Origin of the sequence: Paenibacillus xylanilyticus (assembly GCF_047246825.1) — a bacterium.
Classification (GTDB): Bacteria; Bacillota; Bacilli; order Paenibacillales; family Paenibacillaceae; genus Paenibacillus; species Paenibacillus xylanilyticus_B.
Genome location: NZ_JBFOLB010000013.1, coordinates 11,987 through 28,564, shown reverse-complemented (window position 1 = coordinate 28,564; position 16,578 = coordinate 11,987). Strand labels below are relative to the sequence as shown.

The window sequence follows — 16,578 nt, the reverse complement described above, 5'->3', positions numbered from 1 at the left end:
ACCAATTCCTGTATTCTAGGTTACGCCCTCTCCGGCCGAAGCCGGAGCAAGACGCGAGCCTGATGAAAAACGCCGGTCATCATGCGCCCGAAGCGGTTACTCCACTCCGACCTCTGAACCCTCAAGGTTGAGGCTGAGCTTGTCGCTCGCAGCGTCATCTTCATCGTCCATTTCTTTCATTTCAATCTCTTGCTCATCTTCGCTCAAAATCTTAACGTCCATACCCAAGCTTTGCAGCTCTTTGATCAATACTTTGAATGATTCAGGAACACCTGGTTCCGGAACATTCTCGCCTTTGACAATGGACTCATACGTTTTCACCCGACCAACAACATCATCGGATTTGACTGTCAAGATTTCTTGCAGAGTATAAGCAGCGCCGTAAGCCTCAAGCGCCCAAACTTCCATCTCCCCGAAACGTTGTCCACCGAATTGGGCTTTACCACCAAGCGGCTGTTGCGTAACGAGTGAGTAAGGACCTGTGGAACGGGCATGGATTTTATCATCAACCATGTGCGCCAGCTTGATCATGTGCATGACGCCGACAGTTACTTCACGTTCAAATTCTTCACCCGTACGGCCATCGTACAGAACGGTTTTACCATTACGCTGCATACCTGCTTCTTCCATCGTATCGAAGACGTCATACTCCTTCGCTCCGTCGAATACAGGGGTAGCTACGTGGATACCGAGCTGCATGGCAGCCATACCCAAGTGAACTTCGAGTACTTGACCGATGTTCATCCGGGAAGGTACGCCCAGTGGGTTAAGAACGATTTGAACTGGTGTACCGTCTGGCAGGAAAGGCATATCTTCTTCCGGCAGGATACGGGCTACGACCCCTTTGTTACCGTGACGTCCGGCCATTTTATCACCCTCGGAGATTTTCCGTTTTTGAGCGATATACACACGAACGAGTTGGTTAACACCAGGAGGCAGTTCATCACCGTTTTCACGGGTAAATACTTTCACATCAACTACGATACCGTCAGTACCGTGAGGCACACGTAAGGAAGTATCACGCACTTCACGTGCTTTCTCACCGAAAATCGCATGCAGGAGACGTTCCTCTGCAGTCAGTTCAGTTACACCCTTAGGCGTTACTTTACCAACCAGAATATCGCCAGCGGCAATTTCAGCACCGATCCGGATAATACCGCGCTCATCGAGGTTACGCAGCGCTTCTTCCCCAACGTTCGGGATATCACGTGTGATCTCTTCAGGTCCGAGCTTGGTATCACGCGCTTCTGACTCATATTCCTCGATGTGGATGGAAGTATAAACATCTTCCTTAACGAGTTTTTCACTAAGCAGAATCGCATCCTCATAGTTGTAACCTTCCCAAGTCATGAAGGCAACTACGACGTTGCGTCCCAGAGCCAATTCACCCATTTCCGTCGAAGGACCGTCGGCGAGGATGTCACCAGCTTTGACAACAGCACCCCGTTTGACGATCGGACGTTGGTTAATGCATGTTCCTTGGTTCGAACGCATAAATTTGTGTAATTTATATTTAACGATATCGCCTTTAACTTCCTGACCATCTACCTCTTCCACACGACGGAGCCAGATCTCATTCGCAGAAGAGCGCTCAATAATCCCGTCATATTTGGAGACAATACATACACCGGAATCTTTTGCAGCTTTGTGTTCCATACCTGTTCCTACAAGCGGAGCTTTAGGAATCAAGAGTGGAACCGCCTGCCGCTGCATGTTCGATCCCATGAGCGCACGGTTGGAGTCATCGTTCTCAAGGAACGGAATGAGCGCCGTAGCGACGGATACAACCTGTTTAGGAGATACGTCCATGTAGTCAACTCGCTCACTCGGCATCGTAAGGATGTTATCCGATTGCTTGTTGTAACGTACAATGATCGCTTCTTCTTCAAATGTACTATCTTCATTCAACTTCGCATTCGCTTGAGCGATGACATAGTTATCCTCTTCGTCTGCTGTCAGGTAATCGATTTGCTCGGTTACGACACCCGTCTTCGGATCTACCCATCGATACGGAGCTTCAATGAAACCATACTCGTTCACACGGGCAAATGTAGACAAGGAGTTGATCAAACCAATGTTTGGTCCCTCTGGTGTCTCGATCGGACACATCCGTCCATAGTGGGATGGATGGACGTCACGGACTTCCATGCCTGCACGCTCACGGGTCAAACCACCTGGTCCGAGTGCGGACAGACGACGTTTATGCGTCAATTCACCCAATGGGTTCGTTTGATCCATAAACTGTGACAGCTGGGAGCTACCGAAGAACTCTTTAATGGATGCGATAACAGGACGTATGTTAATCAGAGCCTGCGGCGTGATTACGTTAGCATCCTGAATGGACATTCTCTCACGAACGACACGTTCCATACGGGACAAACCGATACGGAACTGGTTTTGCAAGAGTTCACCAACCGAACGCAGACGACGGTTACCCAGGTGATCGATATCATCTGTGCTTCCGATGCCGTGCAGAAGGTTAATGAAATAACTGATCGAAGAAATGATGTCAGCCGGTGTTACGTTTTTCACTGATTTATCAATGTTTGCATTGGCAATCAGCTTAACGACTTTACCATCTTCAATTGGTGAGAATACATCAATGGTTTGCATTGGGATATCATTTGCATCCAGAACGCCGTTAGCCACGTGATACGTGCGGAAGCCAACGCTTTTCTCCAGATGCGGCATAATTTCATCCAGCAAACGACGGTCAACCATTTGACCTGCTTCGGCGATAATCTCACCTGTTTCAGTATCAACGAGAGACTCAGCCAAACGTTGATTGAACAAACGGTTTTTGATGTGGAGCTTTTTGTTGATTTTATAACGACCCACGTTAGCCAGGTCATAGCGTTTTGGATCAAAGAAACGTGCTACGAGCAAGCTTTTCGCATTATCCAGCGTTGGCGGCTCGCCCGGACGGAGACGCTCATAAATCTCAATCAGCGCTTTCTCCGTGGAGTCTGTATTGTCTTTGTCCAGCGTGTTGCGAATATATTCGTCATTACCGAGCAGATCCAGAATCTCAGCGTCTGTGCCAAAACCAAGTGCACGCAGGAGAACCGTAACTGGTATTTTACGTGTACGGTCGATCCGGACGTATACGACATCCTTCGCGTCCATCTCCAGTTCGAGCCAAGCGCCGCGGTTAGGAATAACTGTAGCGGTATACGTTTTTTTGGCGTTCTTATCTACTTTGGTACTGAAGTAAACGCTAGGAGAGCGAACCAACTGGCTGACAATAACCCGTTCCGCACCATTAATAATAAATGTGCCGGTTTCGGTCATCAGCGGGAAATCTCCCATGAATACTTCCTGCTCTTTGACTTCTCCGGTTTCTTTATTAATGAGCCGGACTTTGACCCGAAGCGGTGCTGCATAAGTAACGTCACGCTCTTTCGCGTCGTCTACTGTATACTTCGGTTCACCGAGACTGTAATCGATAAATTCCAAAATCAAGTTTCCTGTAAAATCCTGGATCGGCGAGATATCCTGGAACATTTCGCGCAACCCTTCCTCCAAAAACCAATCGTAAGATTTTTGTTGGATCTCAATCAGGTTCGGAACTTCGAGTATCTCGTTAATTCGTGCATAACTGCGCCGAGTGCGTCGACCATATTGAACAAGATGTCCTGCCAACTTAAACTCACCCCTCAATGTCTACTCACTTTAAAAATTTCGTTGCGAACCTCTGTTTGTAACCTTATAATGGTACACATACAGAGCAAAGCAATGCATCCACAAATAAAGAAAAGCCCTTACTCGAATGTCGTTCGAAAAAAGAGCAACTTTGATCGGCGGATGTCTTTCCAAATCATACTTATCCCCAGTTTGCCCAAAATGTACATATTATACGCCAAACGTAGGCATAATAAGCCCGTTCGGCGTAAAAAAAGGTTGACATTTTTAGATAGCTAAAGCCAAGTAGGGCATCTTAATACTGACATTTTACAATAATACCACGACCTGAATTTCAAGTCAATAGTCCTATTGCAAAAAAAATCATCCCCTGCTTACTTTACAAATCGGAAACTAGTCTATGGACGTATCCTCCGTTTTCACCGCTTTGAAAATCCGGTAGCCTTTATCCTTCGTCACTTCTTCCACTCTGCCAAACAAGGATTCCAACTTCGCTTTTGCCGAAGGAGCCCCCTGCTTTTTCTGAATGACAATCCATAACGATCCGCCTACCTTCAAATGCTGATGTGCCTGCTCAAATATGGCATGAACCGTTTCTTTTCCCGCGCGAATTGGCGGGTTGGTTAGGATTACATCAAAGTCTTTCTTATTTACTTCAGCCAGTAGATTGCTTTGCATTACTGTTACATTTGTAATTCCATTCGCTTTTGCATTTTCCCTAGAAAGTTCAACAGCTCTCTCGTTGATATCGATCATGGTGACATGTCCTTCCGGTGCAAGCTTGGCTGCCGTTAGACCAATCGGTCCATACCCACAACCCACATCCAGAACATGAGCTCCAGCAGTTAACTCCATTGCATCAATCAGCACTCTGCTGCCGTAATCGATTCCGTTTTTGGAAAATACACCTGCATCCGTAACGAGTCGCAATTTCCATCCACGAAGCTCCGCTTCCATTGCCCGTCTGTCATGTGCGACCTGCGGTTTGTCCGAATAATAATGATTGGACATGTCCTCACTCACTTTCCATATACAATTACAGCAACAAACCCCTTGATATAAGTCAAGGGGTTTGTTGTTTTGTTCATTTAGCTAACGAAAGCCAAATTATTTAACTTCGATTGTAGCGCCTGCTTCTTCCAATTTAGCTTTGATGGATTCAGCTTCTTCTTTGCTAACTTTTTCTTTCAATGCTTTTGGAGCATTGTCAACTACTTCTTTAGCTTCTTTCAGGCCAAGACCTGTGATTTCACGAACTGCTTTGATAACGTTGATTTTGGAAGCGCCAGCGCTAGCCAAGATTACGTCGAACTCGGATTGCTCAGCTTCTGCAGCTGCAGCACCGCCACCAGCAACAGCTACTGGAGCTGCAGCAGTTACGCCGAATTCTTCTTCGATTGCTTTAACAAGATCGTTCAGTTCCAGTACAGTCATGCCTTTGATTGCTTCCAAGATTTGCTCTTTACTCATGATTGAACCTCCATATATAATTTTATTTTTTTTTGTAATTCAGTGCCGCCTAGGCAGCTTTTAGATCAAGTAGCTTACGCGCCTTGTTCTTCTTTTTCCGCAACAGCTTTAACCGCAAGCGCGAAGTTGCGCACTGGCGCTTGAAGCACGCTGAGGAGCATGGAGAGGAGACCTTCGCGGGATGGCAGTTCTGCCAATGCCTTAACTTCTTCTACTCCGATTACACGACCTTCAACAACTGCACCTTTCAATTCCAGTGCGTCGTTCTTTTTCGCGAAGTCGTTCAGAATTTTGGCTGGAGCCACAGCATCTTCGGCGCTGAATGCAATTGCAGTAGGACCTGTAAGAACGCTATCGAGTTCTGTCAGTTCTGCTGCAGCAGTCGCACGGCGAAGCAATGTGTTTTTCAGCACTTGGAATTCGATTCCGGCTTCACGAAGCTGCTTACGCAGCTCAGTTACTTGGGCAACGTTCAGACCGCGATAGTCAACAACAACTGTCGTAGCGCTCTCGCGCAATTTCGCTGTTACTGCATCAACGGACTCTTGTTTTGCTTGAATCACTTTTGCGTTTGCCAAACTGTACACCTCCTGATCAAATTTATCCCATTAAGAAAAGCCTCCGTAGAATCACGAAGGCTTGATATATACTCATCATCGATTTGCATCGTTCTAAGTTCTATAATCACACCTCGGTAGGAAATTAAGCCTGATGGCACCTACTGTCTACGGCAAGCATATTCAAATGTCAACGGTCAGTCACTCGGACTCACAACTTTTATAGAATATCAGAACAGGACAAGCCTGTCAAGAACTATTATCTAAAAGCTGCTGCGTTCACGCGTGCGCCAGGGCCCATCGTGGAAGAAAGACTTACATTCTTCAGATAAACACCTTTTGCTGCCGCCGGTTTAGCACGGTTCAAAGCATCCATGAGAGCTTTAAGGTTCTCATTCAGTTGCTCAGAAGAGAAAGAAGCTTTACCGATCGGTGCATGAATTTGACCTGCACGATCCAGACGATATTCGATTTTACCGGCTTTGATTTCTTGAACAGCCTTGGATACATCGAAAGTTACCGTTCCGGCTTTAGGGTTAGGCATCAGACCTTTACCGCCGAGCAGTCGGCCCAATTTACCTACTTCACTCATCATATCTGGTGTCGCTACGCAGACGTCGAATTCGAACCAGCCTTGTTGGATTTTGTTGATCATGTCTGCATCACCAACATAGTCCGCGCCAGCCGCTTCCGCTTCTTTCGCTTTGTCACCTTTTGCAAATACCAATACGCGTTGTGTTTTACCTGTGCCGTGTGGCAAGACAACAACACCACGTACAGCCTGGTCTTGTTTACGTGGGTCAACGCCCAAGCGTACTGCTGCTTCGATGGTTTCATCGAATTTTGCAGTGGCTGCCTTTTTCACAAGCTCTACAGCTTCTGAAGGCTCGTAAGTTGCTTCGCTGTCAATCAGCTTAGCAGCTTCCAGGTATTTTTTACCGTGTTTAGCCATGTTATATTCCTCCTTTGTGGTGTTAGCGGATATACCTCCCACATCAACCGGCCGCGAATCGGCCGGCTTTACGAAGCCATGTTTCAAAAGAAAGATTAGTCTTCGATGGTGATACCCATGCTACGGGCAGTACCTTCGACCATACGCATTGCGGACTCAACGCTCGCTGCATTCAGGTCAGGCATTTTTTGTTCTGCGATTTGACGTACCGCATCACGTTTAACGGTAGCAACTTTTTTCTTGTTCGGTTCGCCGGATCCTTTTTCTACTTTAGCTGCCACTTTCAACAGAACTGCTGCTGGTGGAGTTTTAGTGATGAAAGTAAAGGAACGGTCTTCGAATACTGTGATTTCAACAGGAATAATCAATCCCGCTTGATCGGCTGTACGAGCGTTGAACTCTTTACAGAATGCCATGATGTTGACACCTGCTTGACCCAAAGCTGGACCTACCGGAGGCGCTGGATTCGCTTTACCTGCTGGAATTTGCAGTTTTACCATTTTGATTACCTTTTTTGCCATGATTGACACCTCCTTGCAAAATAGTGGTTAACGAACCTTTCGGTCCTCCCACAAGAAACTTGAAGAGACTATATCTTCTCCACTTGCGTATATTCCAACTCAAGCGGCGTTTCCCGTCCAAACATGTTCACATGCACTTTCAACTTGCTTTTGTCTACCAAAATTTCTTCCACGGAGCCCACAAAATTCGCAAAAGGACCAACTTTGATACGTACGGATTCCTTAATGTCGAATTCAATTTTCGGCTTCGGCTCAACCATGCCCATATGCTTCAGAATTTGTTCCACTTCTTCAGGCAACAGAGCGGTTGGTTTGGACCCGGAACCTGTCGAACCGACAAATCCCGTAACACCTGGTGTATTGCGAACAACATACCAAGAGTCATCCGTTTGGATCATTTCCACCAAAACGTAACCGGGGTAAACTTTACGCATAACGGTCTTTTTCTTACCGTCCTTGTTTACCACTTCTTCTTCCATAGGAACAAGAACGCGGAATATCTTGTCTTCCATGCCCATGGACTCTACGCGTTTTTCCAAATTGGCTTTGACCTTATTCTCATACCCTGAGTAGGTATGAACGACGTACCATCTTTTTTCCATATCAAGCCACCTGGGACCCTTCTTAAATAATCGCTTCGATCACAGCGGAGATGCCGATATCAACGACCCAAAAAAACAGCGTCATAACCACAACAGTACCAAGAACGATCAATGTGTAGTTGGTCAGCTCTTTACGATTAGGCCAGCGAACTTTTTTAAGTTCAGCCCAGCTTTCTGAGAAAAAGGAAATCAGAGATTTGAAACTACGTTTCACGCCGACTACACCTCCCAAAAACTATCTGGTTTCGCGATGAGAAGTCTGCTCGTTACAAAACTTGCAAAATTTCTTCATCTCCATGCGGTCGGGGTGATTACGCTTGTTTTTTGTCGTAGTGTAATTTCTTTGTTTGCAGTTTGTACAAGCCAAAGTAATAATTACCCGCATGATGTACACCTCCCGAAGACTTCCACTTTAAAGGAGAGTCTCTAAATTGATCCTAAAAAAAAGCCGCGAATTTAGGCCTACCTAAAACACTTTATCACAAGGGTATAACCATGTCAATGAAAGAATAGCCTTTCATTATTGGGTAAAAGTTCCGTACAAAAAGCGTGCAGTTCGGGCGTCTCTGATTTTTTCTCTTCTCCTGCTTGGACCAAGCGATTACTAGTATTATCAATCTTTTGACTTATAAACTTAAAGCAGCAAAAAAAGACTCAAACCCCGAGCCTTTTCCGTCATCAACAACATTGTTCAATTATCTCGAACTTCCAGGTACTTTTCAAGTTTGCGCTTAACACGCTGGAGTGCATTGTCAATGGACTTCACATGCCGGTCCAAATCTACTGCAATCTCTTGATAAGATCTCCCGTCCAGATACAACATCAACACTTTTCGTTCCAAGTCACTTAGAATCTCTGACATCTTATCTTCCAGGCCCACAAATTCTTCCTGATTAATGATAAGCTCCTCAGGGTCACTGACCTGGGTTCCACAAATCACATCGAGTAACGTACGATCGGATTCTTCGTCATAAATGGGCTTGTCCAATGATACATAGGAATTAAGCGGAATATGTTTCTGACGTGTTGCTGTCTTGATTGCCGTAATAATCTGTCTGGTGATACACAGCTCGGCAAAAGCTTTGAACGAAGCCAGTTTGTCCCCTTTGAAATCACGGATGGATTTGTAGAGGCCAATCATTCCTTCCTGAATAATATCTTCCCGGTCTGCCCCAATCAGAAAATAAGATCTTGCCTTGGCGCGTACAAAGTTGCGATATTTGTTAATCAAAAACTCCAGCGCTTCGCTTTCACCTTCACGGACCGCTTCGACAATGTCTTCGTCACTTTGGTAATCATACTTAGATAACATGATATCTTTGAGGTCGACACTCACAGACAATCCCTCCGGCTGCAACGCAAGGTACACCGTTACTCTACTCTATGAAATATACGAACAGTATATATGATGGCACCTCACACCGTCAACCACGCTCTGCCTAAAAAAGAACATCAATAACATAATTGTCAAGACTTTCAATATTGAAATATTTGTAAAACAGAACCCCTATTCCCTTCGCCAACGCTCAAACTGCTTCAGAACTTCCGGGCTGAGCTTGGCTCCAAGTGTATTACGCTTGGACTTGGCCTGGTCTTCCTCCAGACGTTTCTGCAGTTCTTTTTCATTCTGCTCGACTTCAATCAACAGTTCTCTTGCAGATACACGCAGTGCTCCCTGTCCAAAAATGACATGCTGTTCTACCATATCGCTTGTGGCCACATAGATTTGGCGTCTCCGCGAGCTTAGTTCCCGTACGAGTCTCTCAATGCATTCGTCAGCCGTCTCTTTTTCCTTGGTAAAATATATCTGCACTTTGCTCTGTGTAAATGTTTTACCTAGTCCGGGTACGAGATAGGCATCAAAAACAACGATGACCTTGCGACCGGAGAACGCCTGATAATCAGCAAGACGGAAGAGGAGACGATTCCGCGCCTCCTCCAGCCCGCTTTCCGCCAGTCTGGACAGCTCTGGCCAGTCGCCAATCATGTTATACCCGTCTACCAGAAGCACATCCCGGGAATCAGCCATACCATCTATCCCTGTGCTTGGCGCGAACGGAGCACTTCATACATGACAACACCCGCCGCCACGGAAGCATTCAGAGAGTTAATCTGCCCTTGCATTGGCAGCTTGATCAGCACATCGCATTTTTCCCGAATGAGCCTTCCCATACCTTTGTTCTCGTTCCCGATCACCAATGCCACCGGACCAGTAAATACCCCGTTGCCGAATACACTTTCCTGCGCAGCAACATCTGTACCCACAACCCAAACGCCTGCTTCCTTGAGACGATCGATCGTTTGTCCCAGATTACTCACACGCGCCACGGGTACATACTCCACAGCTCCTGCGGATGTTTTGGATACCGTAGCCGTCACTGCAGCCGAACGACGTTTGGGTACAATGACACCATGAGCTCCCGTGCAGTCTGCTGTCCGCAAAATCGAACCAAGGTTATGCGGATCCTCAATCTCATCCAGCAGAATCAGAAACGGTTGTTCATTTTTGGCATGTGCCGCTGCGAGGATGTCATCTACCTCCACATAAGCGTATGGAGCAGCTTGGGCAACAACCCCTTGATGCTGAATGCCCGGCACCGTTTGATCCAATTTACGCTTGTCCACATGCTGAATTACGATACCAAGTTTCTTCGCCTCCGCGATAATCGGTTGAGTCAAATGTTTCTGTGCTGTATCCGCGATCCATATTTTATTAATGGTCCGGCCTGAACGCAGCGCCTCCGTCACGGAGTGCTTACCAGCAATCCATTCTTCTTCCATTTTGTTCGTTCCTCTCTATTGCGCCCTGCAGGTACTCCCTTTCTGGCTTGTACCACAGGAACGACTGTGTGTAATTTTTATTTTGTCGTTGATTGCGAATTGTTTTCTGCATGCTCGATACCCTGGGTAATCAGCTGGATCATGCGATCATGCCGACCACTACTGTACAGGTAACCAATAAGGCACTCCAGCGCCGTGGCATGTCTGTATTCCAGTACATCCGCATTTTTGGGGATACTGCCAGACTTGGCGTTACGCCCCTGCCTTACAATGTCGCGTTCTTCTTCGGTCAATACTTCCTCTATTCCTGTCAGAATGCGGCTCTGTGCCTTGGCTGATACCAAACCTGTTGCACTGCGGTGCAGATGGTTTGGGCGCATATTGGCTTTGGACAACAAATACTGCCTTACCGCTACCTCATACACCGCATCACCGATGTAAGCGAGGGCGATCGGAGGAATCAGCCTTGCAGGACGGGAAGGCGGGTATGGAAACCACCCTCCCTGTGTCATTACCTCTGTTTGTTCTCCACCTGAACGTTCCCTCTGCTCAGATTGTTCGACAGTTTCAGACAACTTTTTCAGCTGTTCCTCGCTCATTTGCGCCGCCATCTCATCCCTTGAGCCGTATCCTCAAGCAATATGCCCTGCGCAGACAATTCATCTCTGATTTCATCAGCACGTGCCCAGTTTTTGGACTTGCGCGCCTCCGTACGCTCTTCAATCAGTCGTTCAATTTCTTCATCCAGAAGCTCCGGCTCAGCGTCCGTATAAATGCGAAGCACCGCATTCAATTCACTGAACAGCTCAAGCAGCGCACGGATTTCCGCAGCGTTCACGACTTCTTTTTGCAGCAGCTGGTTTGCTTCAGCAGCCCATTCAAACAATGCTGTAATTGCATCCGGGGTATTGAAATCATCCTGCATTTTCTCATGATACTGCTGACGGATCTGCTCCAGTTTGGCAGCAAACTCTGCTGTAATATCCTGGTCTACCGTTACTGCCTGCAAACGATGCTTCAGATTACCTACGGCATTCGCGATCCGGTCCACACTGTTTTGCGCTTGTTCCATTGTATCTTCGGTAAAGTTCAGCGGATTGCGATAGTGTGTTGACAACATGAAATATCGAATGGCTTCACGTTTGTACTGTGTCCGAAGGTCTTTTACAAGCACTCCGTTACCGAGCGATTTCGACATTTTTTCGTTATCGATGCGGATAAATCCGTTATGCATCCAGTAGTTGGCAAGCGGTTTGCCTGTCAATACCTCGGATTGGGCGCATTCGCACTCATGGTGTGGGAACTGAAGATCCTGTCCGCCTCCGTGTATATCGAGCGTATCACCCAGGTATTCACGCGCCATGGCAGAGCACTCGATATGCCAGCCTGGTCTTCCATCCCCCCAAGGGCTGGACCAATAGATCTCACCCGGTTTAGCCGCTTTCCAGAGTACGAAGTCTTCCGGATGTTCCTTGCGTTCATCTACACCAATCCGGATACCAAACTGCAACTCCTGCAGGTTCTGCTTCGACAATTTGCCGTACTCCTCGAATTTGCCGGTCCGATAATACACGTCGCCACCATTTTCATAGGCAAATCCCTTCTCAACCAGCTCACGAATAAAATCAATAATGAGCGGCATATTCTCCGTTACTCTCGGATTACTGCTCGCCTTCGGAATTCCCAGTCCCTCAAGATCTTCGTAGTACGCCGCAATAAACTTCTCAGCGACATGAGGAACATCCGTACCAAGCTGTTCGGCTTTGCGAATCAGTTTATCATCAACATCCGTGAAGTTTACAACGTAGTTCACTTCATGTCCTGTCTGTTCCAGATAACCGCGAACCGTGTCGAAAAAAATAACCGGACGTGCATTTCCGATGTGAATGTAATCATACACTGTCGGTCCGCACACATACATCTTCACTTTCCCCGGCTCTTGGGGAACGAAATTCTCTTTGGTACGACTCATCGTATTGTAAATTTGAAGCGTCATGGTCACTTTCCTTTCTTCCATACTTCCTTATTTATTTATTGTATCACGGGAATTCTCACTCTTGCGGGTATCCTGCAGTGTACGCACCTCTTCACGCAACCGTTCAATCTCTTGCTGCATGCTGCGCAGGGAGTCAATGACCGGATCGGGCAGCTGCTGGCTCAAACGGTCTACCCGTCGTCCGTCCTGTTTGACGATTCTTCCCGGTATGCCTACAACGGTGCTGTTGGATGGAACTTCTTTGAGTACCACGGAGTTGGCCCCAATATTGCATTGATCACCAACACTGAATGAACCGAGCACTTTGGCTCCGGATGAGATAACCACATTATTGCCAATTGTCGGATGTCTCTTTCCTTTTTCTTTCCCTGTTCCGCCAAGAGTAACCCCCTGGTAAATAACAACATCATCGCCAATTTCACAGGTTTCTCCAATAACGACGCCCATTCCATGGTCAATAAACAACCGATTTCCAATGGTAGCTCCAGGGTGAATCTCGATTCCTGTCATAAAACGGCTGATCTGCGAAATGAACCGGGCGACCGAGAACCAACTGCGTTTGTAAAAAAAGTGTGCGATCCGGTGCGCCCATATCGCATGCAGCCCCGAATAGGTGAATACGACCTCGAACCATCCCCGGGCAGCCGGATCGTTTTCAAACACCGCCTGGATATCTGATCTGATCTTCTTAAACATGCTCGTTCCCCTCTTGTTCAGGTCTTCGTCCTCCGGCATCCCGGACGGCGCAGCCCTCTTGGTAGTGTACTGCTGACTCGCCCTAAACAAAAAACGCCCCTGCAGCATAATGCTGCAGAGGCGTTAATCGCGGTCCCACTCTGCTCGGTTCACTCTTACATAACAGGATTGGTCAGCCACGTACTGCTGTTCCTTTCCTGCACAAATAAGAATGCACCCTCAAGCGGTTCGGTAACGGAAACCAACCGTCACAACCTATCCTGACGTTCTCCTCTTCTGCACGTTCAAGAGGCGGGGCCGGATTCGGCTATGCAGCTCACGGGCGCATTTCGACTGACGGACAGCGGATGGCTCACAGCCACCGCAGCCAAAGAAATTCATTCTTTGCCGCGGGACCATCCTCTCTGAATCTGTCCGGTTCAGCTTACTCCTCCCGGTCTTTGCTGTTCTATGGATTGATGTAAAATGCTTAAATCATGATTCATGTCATTTAACCTTCGTGTTGCTATTATAGCGAAAAGGTTATGGACTGACAACAGCCTTGCAGCATCTTCAGCCAAACTAGAAACCTGAGTTCAGGAACAGAAATACGCGGAGCTAACCGTCCTATATTACGCGCCTTTAACCTGTGCATGCAGACGCTCAATAACCGTATCCCGGCCGAGCAGCACAATCGTCTGATTCAGGTCACGTCCATGCGTCTGTCCAGTCAGTGCAACGCGAATAGGCATAAAGAGCTGTTTGCCTTTAAATCCGGTTTCCTTCTGTACTTCCTTGATCAACGCAGCCATTTTGCTTGGTGTAAACTCTTCGCTTGCCTGAACTTTATCGGCAAAGGCCTTCAGAACCGTTGGTACCTGTTCTTCTCCAAGTACTGCGGTAGCTTCTGCATCCAGCTCCAGATGGGAGCGGAAGAACACCTCAGACAATTCCACAATGTCGGAAGCTGCCGTCATTTGCTCCTGGTACAAGTGAACAAGCGTATTTGCCCATTCCTTCTGTTCAGGTGACAACTCAGAAGCAATCCGCCCTGCCTTTTGCAGATGTGGAATAGCCATTTCAGCAATACGTTCCGGGTCTGCATGTTTAATATAGTGATTGTTCAAGTGCGCAAGCTTATGCGTATCAAATACAGCCGGGCTCTTGGACAAACGTTTGGTATCAAAGATGGAGATCAGCTGCTCCTGCGAGAAAATTTCTTCTTCACCTTCTGGCGACCAGCCAAGCAGGGAGATGAAGTTAAACATCGCTTCCGGCAAATAGCCGAGCTGATCATATTGTTCAATAAACTGAATGACGGATTCATCCCGTTTACTCAGCTTCTTGTGATTTTCATTCACGATCAGCGTCATATGACCGAATTGCGGCGGCTCCCAGCCCAGCGCTTCATAGATCATCAGCTGGCGAGGTGTATTGGAGATGTGATCTTCCCCACGGAGAACGTGGGAAATCTTCATCAGGTGATCATCCACTGCAACTGCATAGTTGTAGGTGGGAATGCCGTCCTTTTTCACAATGACGAAGTCGCCCGATTCCTTGCTGTTGAATGAGATTGTGCCTTTAACCATGTCATCGAACGTATATGTACGTTCTTCCGGTACACGGAAACGAATACTTGCAATGCGGCCCTCAGCTTCAAACGCACTGATTTGCTCTGGGGTCAGGTCACGGTGCTTGCCCGAATAACGCGGAGTTTCTCCACGTGCCGTCTGCTCTTCACGCTCCTGCTCCAGTTCTTCTTCCGTACAGAAGCAGCGGTAAGCCAAACCTTTGTCCAGAAGTTCCTGGGTGTATTTGCGGTAAATGTCCAAACGTTCCGTCTGACGGTAAGGTCCGTATTCTCCGCCCACATCAATGCTTTCATCCCATTCAATTCCGAGCCATTTCAAATATTTCAGCTGGCTTTCTTCACCACCCGCAATGTTCCGTTTCACGTCAGTATCTTCAATACGAATGATGAATTTCCCGTTATTATGCTTGGCATACAAATAGTTGAACAACGCTGTACGGGCATTCCCGATATGCAGGTGTCCCGTTGGACTCGGCGCGTAGCGCACACGAACTTCTGTGCTCATAAAATATCCCCTCCGTATCTAGTTGGTTGATAATATCATACACGAACAAGGCAAACAACCGATTGGGCCGCAATCCCCTCTCCCCGTCCGGGGAATCCGAGCTGCTCTGTGGTCGTTGCTTTGACATTTACCTGGTCGACATCCGCTTCCAGCGCTTTGGCAATGACCGTAGCCATCTGTGGAATGTAAGGAGCCATTTTCGGCTTTTGTGCAATAATGGTGGAATCGATATTGCCCAAACGATATCCGCGGTCTTTCACGAGCTGCCATACATGCTCCAGCAGTTTAAGACTGTCCGCATCCTTAAACTCCGGATCGGTATCCGGAAAGTGTTTGCCGATATCCCCGAGTGCAAGAGCACCCAGAATCGCATCACTGATGGCATGCAGCAGCACGTCTGCGTCCGAGTGTCCAAGCAAGCCTTTTTCATAAGGAATGGTTACTCCGCCAATAATGCACGGACGTCCCTCCACCAACTGGTGTACATCAAATCCCTGTCCTACACGTATCATCGCTTCTTCTCTCCCCCAAGCAAAAACGCGGCATATTCCAAATCTTCCGGCGTCGTTAATTTGATGTTGGTATAACTGCCTTCCACAACCTTGACGGGCAAACCCTGGCGCTCAGCCAGCATCGCATCATCTGTCCCAAGGAATCCGTCGTTTGCCGCCGACTCGTAAGCACGCAGCAGCGAAGAAAGACGAAAAGCCTGCGGGGTTTGAATACTCCACAGACTGCTGCGGTCAGGCGTCGCCGTAACGATTCCTTCCGCATTCACTTGTTTAATCGTATCCTTAACGGGAACGGCGAGTACAGCGGCTCCCCCCGACATCGCGGCCTCCATGCAACCTGTAATCTGCTTACGGTCAACAAAAGGACGTACCCCGTCGTGAACGAGGACCCAATCCGTCTTCAGGGCCTTCAGGCCTTCATGAACAGAATGCTGTCTCTCTTTCCCTCCGGGGATGACACGGACACGCGACTCCAGTCGGTATTCTTTTACCCAATCCAGGCAGCGTTCAACATCTGCGGCTCCGGTTACCAGCACCATTTCGCTGATCTCCTCCAGAGCGGCAAACACCTCAAGCGTATGTATGAAAACGGGCTTGTCCTGCAGCAGCAGAAACTGCTTGCTCTCGGTTGTTCCCATTCGGGTTCCCCGACCTGCTGCCACAATGACGACACCCCACCCTTTATCCATGCCGCAATCCCTGCCTTGTCTGTCAGTTTATCGTCCAGAGATATCATTCACTTAATAATATACTCGTAACGATACACTACCCATC

The 16,578-nt window shown here is 47.6% G+C and carries 18 protein-coding genes and 1 other annotated feature; all 18 genes read right to left on the bottom strand.

The genetic code is table 11. The features are described 5' to 3' along the window. Positions 1-96 precede the first annotated feature (96 nt). The 18 genes from rpoB to ispD all read right to left on the bottom strand — a co-directional run bounded on the left by rpoB (position 97) and on the right by ispD (position 16,493). The gene (rpoB, locus tag AB3N00_RS30030; protein ID WP_175394100.1) at positions 97-3,642 is read right to left on the bottom strand and encodes a DNA-directed RNA polymerase subunit beta; all 3,546 of its coding nucleotides are present in this window, start codon (positions 3,640-3,642) and stop codon (positions 97-99) included. 393 nt (positions 3,643-4,035) lie between these two features. After that, a complete protein-coding gene (locus tag AB3N00_RS30025; protein WP_413037739.1) occupies positions 4,036-4,653 on the bottom strand; it encodes a class I SAM-dependent methyltransferase in 618 nt (205 codons plus the stop codon). Between the two features lie 96 nt (positions 4,654-4,749). Continuing rightward, positions 4,750-5,112: a 50S ribosomal protein L7/L12 gene (gene rplL / locus AB3N00_RS30020; protein WP_095293426.1), complete on the bottom strand. Its 363-nt coding sequence runs from the start codon at positions 5,110-5,112 to the stop codon at positions 4,750-4,752. Between the two features lie 74 nt (positions 5,113-5,186). After that, positions 5,187-5,690, bottom strand: a complete 504-nt coding sequence (gene rplJ / locus AB3N00_RS30015) for a 50S ribosomal protein L10 (protein ID WP_095293427.1) — start codon at positions 5,688-5,690, stop codon at positions 5,187-5,189. Positions 5,691-5,713: 23 nt separating this feature from the next. Then, positions 5,714-5,861: a sequence feature (ribosomal protein L10 leader region), on the bottom strand. Between the two features lie 67 nt (positions 5,862-5,928). Further along, positions 5,929-6,621, bottom strand: coding sequence for a 50S ribosomal protein L1 (gene rplA / locus AB3N00_RS30010; protein WP_175394103.1), 693 nt, complete (start codon positions 6,619-6,621; stop codon positions 5,929-5,931). Positions 6,622-6,716: 95 nt separating this feature from the next. Next, positions 6,717-7,142, bottom strand: a complete 426-nt coding sequence (gene rplK, locus AB3N00_RS30005) for a 50S ribosomal protein L11 (protein ID WP_175394104.1) — start codon at positions 7,140-7,142, stop codon at positions 6,717-6,719. Positions 7,143-7,210: 68 nt separating this feature from the next. Continuing rightward, positions 7,211-7,744, bottom strand: coding sequence for a transcription termination/antitermination protein NusG (gene nusG / locus AB3N00_RS30000; protein ID WP_056697652.1), 534 nt, complete (start codon positions 7,742-7,744; stop codon positions 7,211-7,213). A gap of 22 nt (positions 7,745-7,766) precedes the next feature. Continuing rightward, positions 7,767-7,958 (bottom strand): preprotein translocase subunit SecE, encoded by a 192-nt coding sequence (gene secE / locus AB3N00_RS29995; protein ID WP_024633600.1) that lies wholly within the window; start codon positions 7,956-7,958, stop codon positions 7,767-7,769. A gap of 21 nt (positions 7,959-7,979) precedes the next feature. Then, positions 7,980-8,129, bottom strand: coding sequence for a 50S ribosomal protein L33 (rpmG, locus tag AB3N00_RS29990; protein WP_072735843.1), 150 nt, complete (start codon positions 8,127-8,129; stop codon positions 7,980-7,982). Between the two features lie 306 nt (positions 8,130-8,435). Next, positions 8,436-9,080, bottom strand: coding sequence for an RNA polymerase sporulation sigma factor SigH (gene sigH, locus AB3N00_RS29985; protein WP_024633601.1), 645 nt, complete (start codon positions 9,078-9,080; stop codon positions 8,436-8,438). Positions 9,081-9,251: 171 nt separating this feature from the next. Beyond that, a complete protein-coding gene (locus tag AB3N00_RS29980) occupies positions 9,252-9,773 on the bottom strand; it encodes an NYN domain-containing protein (protein WP_175394105.1) in 522 nt (173 codons plus the stop codon). 5 nt (positions 9,774-9,778) lie between these two features. Continuing rightward, positions 9,779-10,525: a 23S rRNA (guanosine(2251)-2'-O)-methyltransferase RlmB gene (gene rlmB / locus AB3N00_RS29975; protein ID WP_175394106.1), complete on the bottom strand. Its 747-nt coding sequence runs from the start codon at positions 10,523-10,525 to the stop codon at positions 9,779-9,781. Between the two features lie 77 nt (positions 10,526-10,602). Continuing rightward, positions 10,603-11,037, bottom strand: a complete 435-nt coding sequence (locus AB3N00_RS29970) for a Mini-ribonuclease 3 (RefSeq protein ID WP_413037752.1) — start codon at positions 11,035-11,037, stop codon at positions 10,603-10,605. Between the two features lie 83 nt (positions 11,038-11,120). After that, positions 11,121-12,521 carry a cysteine--tRNA ligase gene (cysS, locus tag AB3N00_RS29965; RefSeq protein ID WP_175394107.1) on the bottom strand — a complete coding sequence of 467 codons (1,401 nt, stop codon included), beginning with the start codon at positions 12,519-12,521 and terminating at the stop codon, positions 11,121-11,123. Between the two features lie 27 nt (positions 12,522-12,548). Continuing rightward, positions 12,549-13,217 (bottom strand): serine O-acetyltransferase, encoded by a 669-nt coding sequence (gene cysE, locus AB3N00_RS29960; protein ID WP_175394108.1) that lies wholly within the window; start codon positions 13,215-13,217, stop codon positions 12,549-12,551. Positions 13,218-13,828: 611 nt separating this feature from the next. Next, positions 13,829-15,292, bottom strand: a complete 1,464-nt coding sequence (gene gltX / locus AB3N00_RS29955) for a glutamate--tRNA ligase (RefSeq protein ID WP_413037738.1) — start codon at positions 15,290-15,292, stop codon at positions 13,829-13,831. 35 nt (positions 15,293-15,327) lie between these two features. Beyond that, positions 15,328-15,804 (bottom strand): 2-C-methyl-D-erythritol 2,4-cyclodiphosphate synthase, encoded by a 477-nt coding sequence (gene ispF, locus AB3N00_RS29950; protein ID WP_413037737.1) that lies wholly within the window; start codon positions 15,802-15,804, stop codon positions 15,328-15,330. Then, complete coding sequence (ispD, locus tag AB3N00_RS29945; protein WP_413037736.1) at positions 15,801-16,493, bottom strand: 2-C-methyl-D-erythritol 4-phosphate cytidylyltransferase; 693 nt, start codon at positions 16,491-16,493, stop codon at positions 15,801-15,803. Before ispD ends, ispF begins: the two co-directional genes overlap by 4 nt. Positions 16,494-16,578: the final 85 nt, after the last annotated feature.

Excerpts from the sequence above, each read along its gene's own strand:
- AB3N00_RS30025 (WP_413037739.1), bottom strand. The coding sequence starts at position 4,653 with ATGTCCAATCATTATTATTCGGACAAACCGCAGGTCGCACATGACAGA.
- rplL (WP_095293426.1), bottom strand. The coding sequence starts at position 5,112 with ATGAGTAAAGAGCAAATCTTGGAAGCAATCAAAGGCATGACTGTACTG.
- rplA (WP_175394103.1), bottom strand. The coding sequence starts at position 6,621 with ATGGCTAAACACGGTAAAAAATACCTGGAAGCTGCTAAGCTGATTGAC.
- rplK (WP_175394104.1), bottom strand. The coding sequence starts at position 7,142 with ATGGCAAAAAAGGTAATCAAAATGGTAAAACTGCAAATTCCAGCAGGT.
- nusG (WP_056697652.1), bottom strand. The coding sequence starts at position 7,744 with ATGGAAAAAAGATGGTACGTCGTTCATACCTACTCAGGGTATGAGAAT.
- rpmG (WP_072735843.1), bottom strand. The coding sequence starts at position 8,129 with ATGCGGGTAATTATTACTTTGGCTTGTACAAACTGCAAACAAAGAAAT.
- AB3N00_RS29980 (WP_175394105.1), bottom strand. The coding sequence starts at position 9,773 with ATGGCTGATTCCCGGGATGTGCTTCTGGTAGACGGGTATAACATGATT.
- rlmB (WP_175394106.1), bottom strand. The coding sequence starts at position 10,525 with ATGGAAGAAGAATGGATTGCTGGTAAGCACTCCGTGACGGAGGCGCTG.
- AB3N00_RS29970 (WP_413037752.1), bottom strand. The coding sequence starts at position 11,037 with ATGACACAGGGAGGGTGGTTTCCATACCCGCCTTCCCGTCCTGCAAGG.
- cysS (WP_175394107.1), bottom strand. The coding sequence starts at position 12,521 with ATGACGCTTCAAATTTACAATACGATGAGTCGTACCAAAGAGAATTTC.
- cysE (WP_175394108.1), bottom strand. The coding sequence starts at position 13,217 with ATGTTTAAGAAGATCAGATCAGATATCCAGGCGGTGTTTGAAAACGAT.
- gltX (WP_413037738.1), bottom strand. The coding sequence starts at position 15,292 with ATGAGCACAGAAGTTCGTGTGCGCTACGCGCCGAGTCCAACGGGACAC.
- ispF (WP_413037737.1), bottom strand. The coding sequence starts at position 15,804 with ATGATACGTGTAGGACAGGGATTTGATGTACACCAGTTGGTGGAGGGA.
- ispD (WP_413037736.1), bottom strand. The coding sequence starts at position 16,493 with ATGGATAAAGGGTGGGGTGTCGTCATTGTGGCAGCAGGTCGGGGAACC.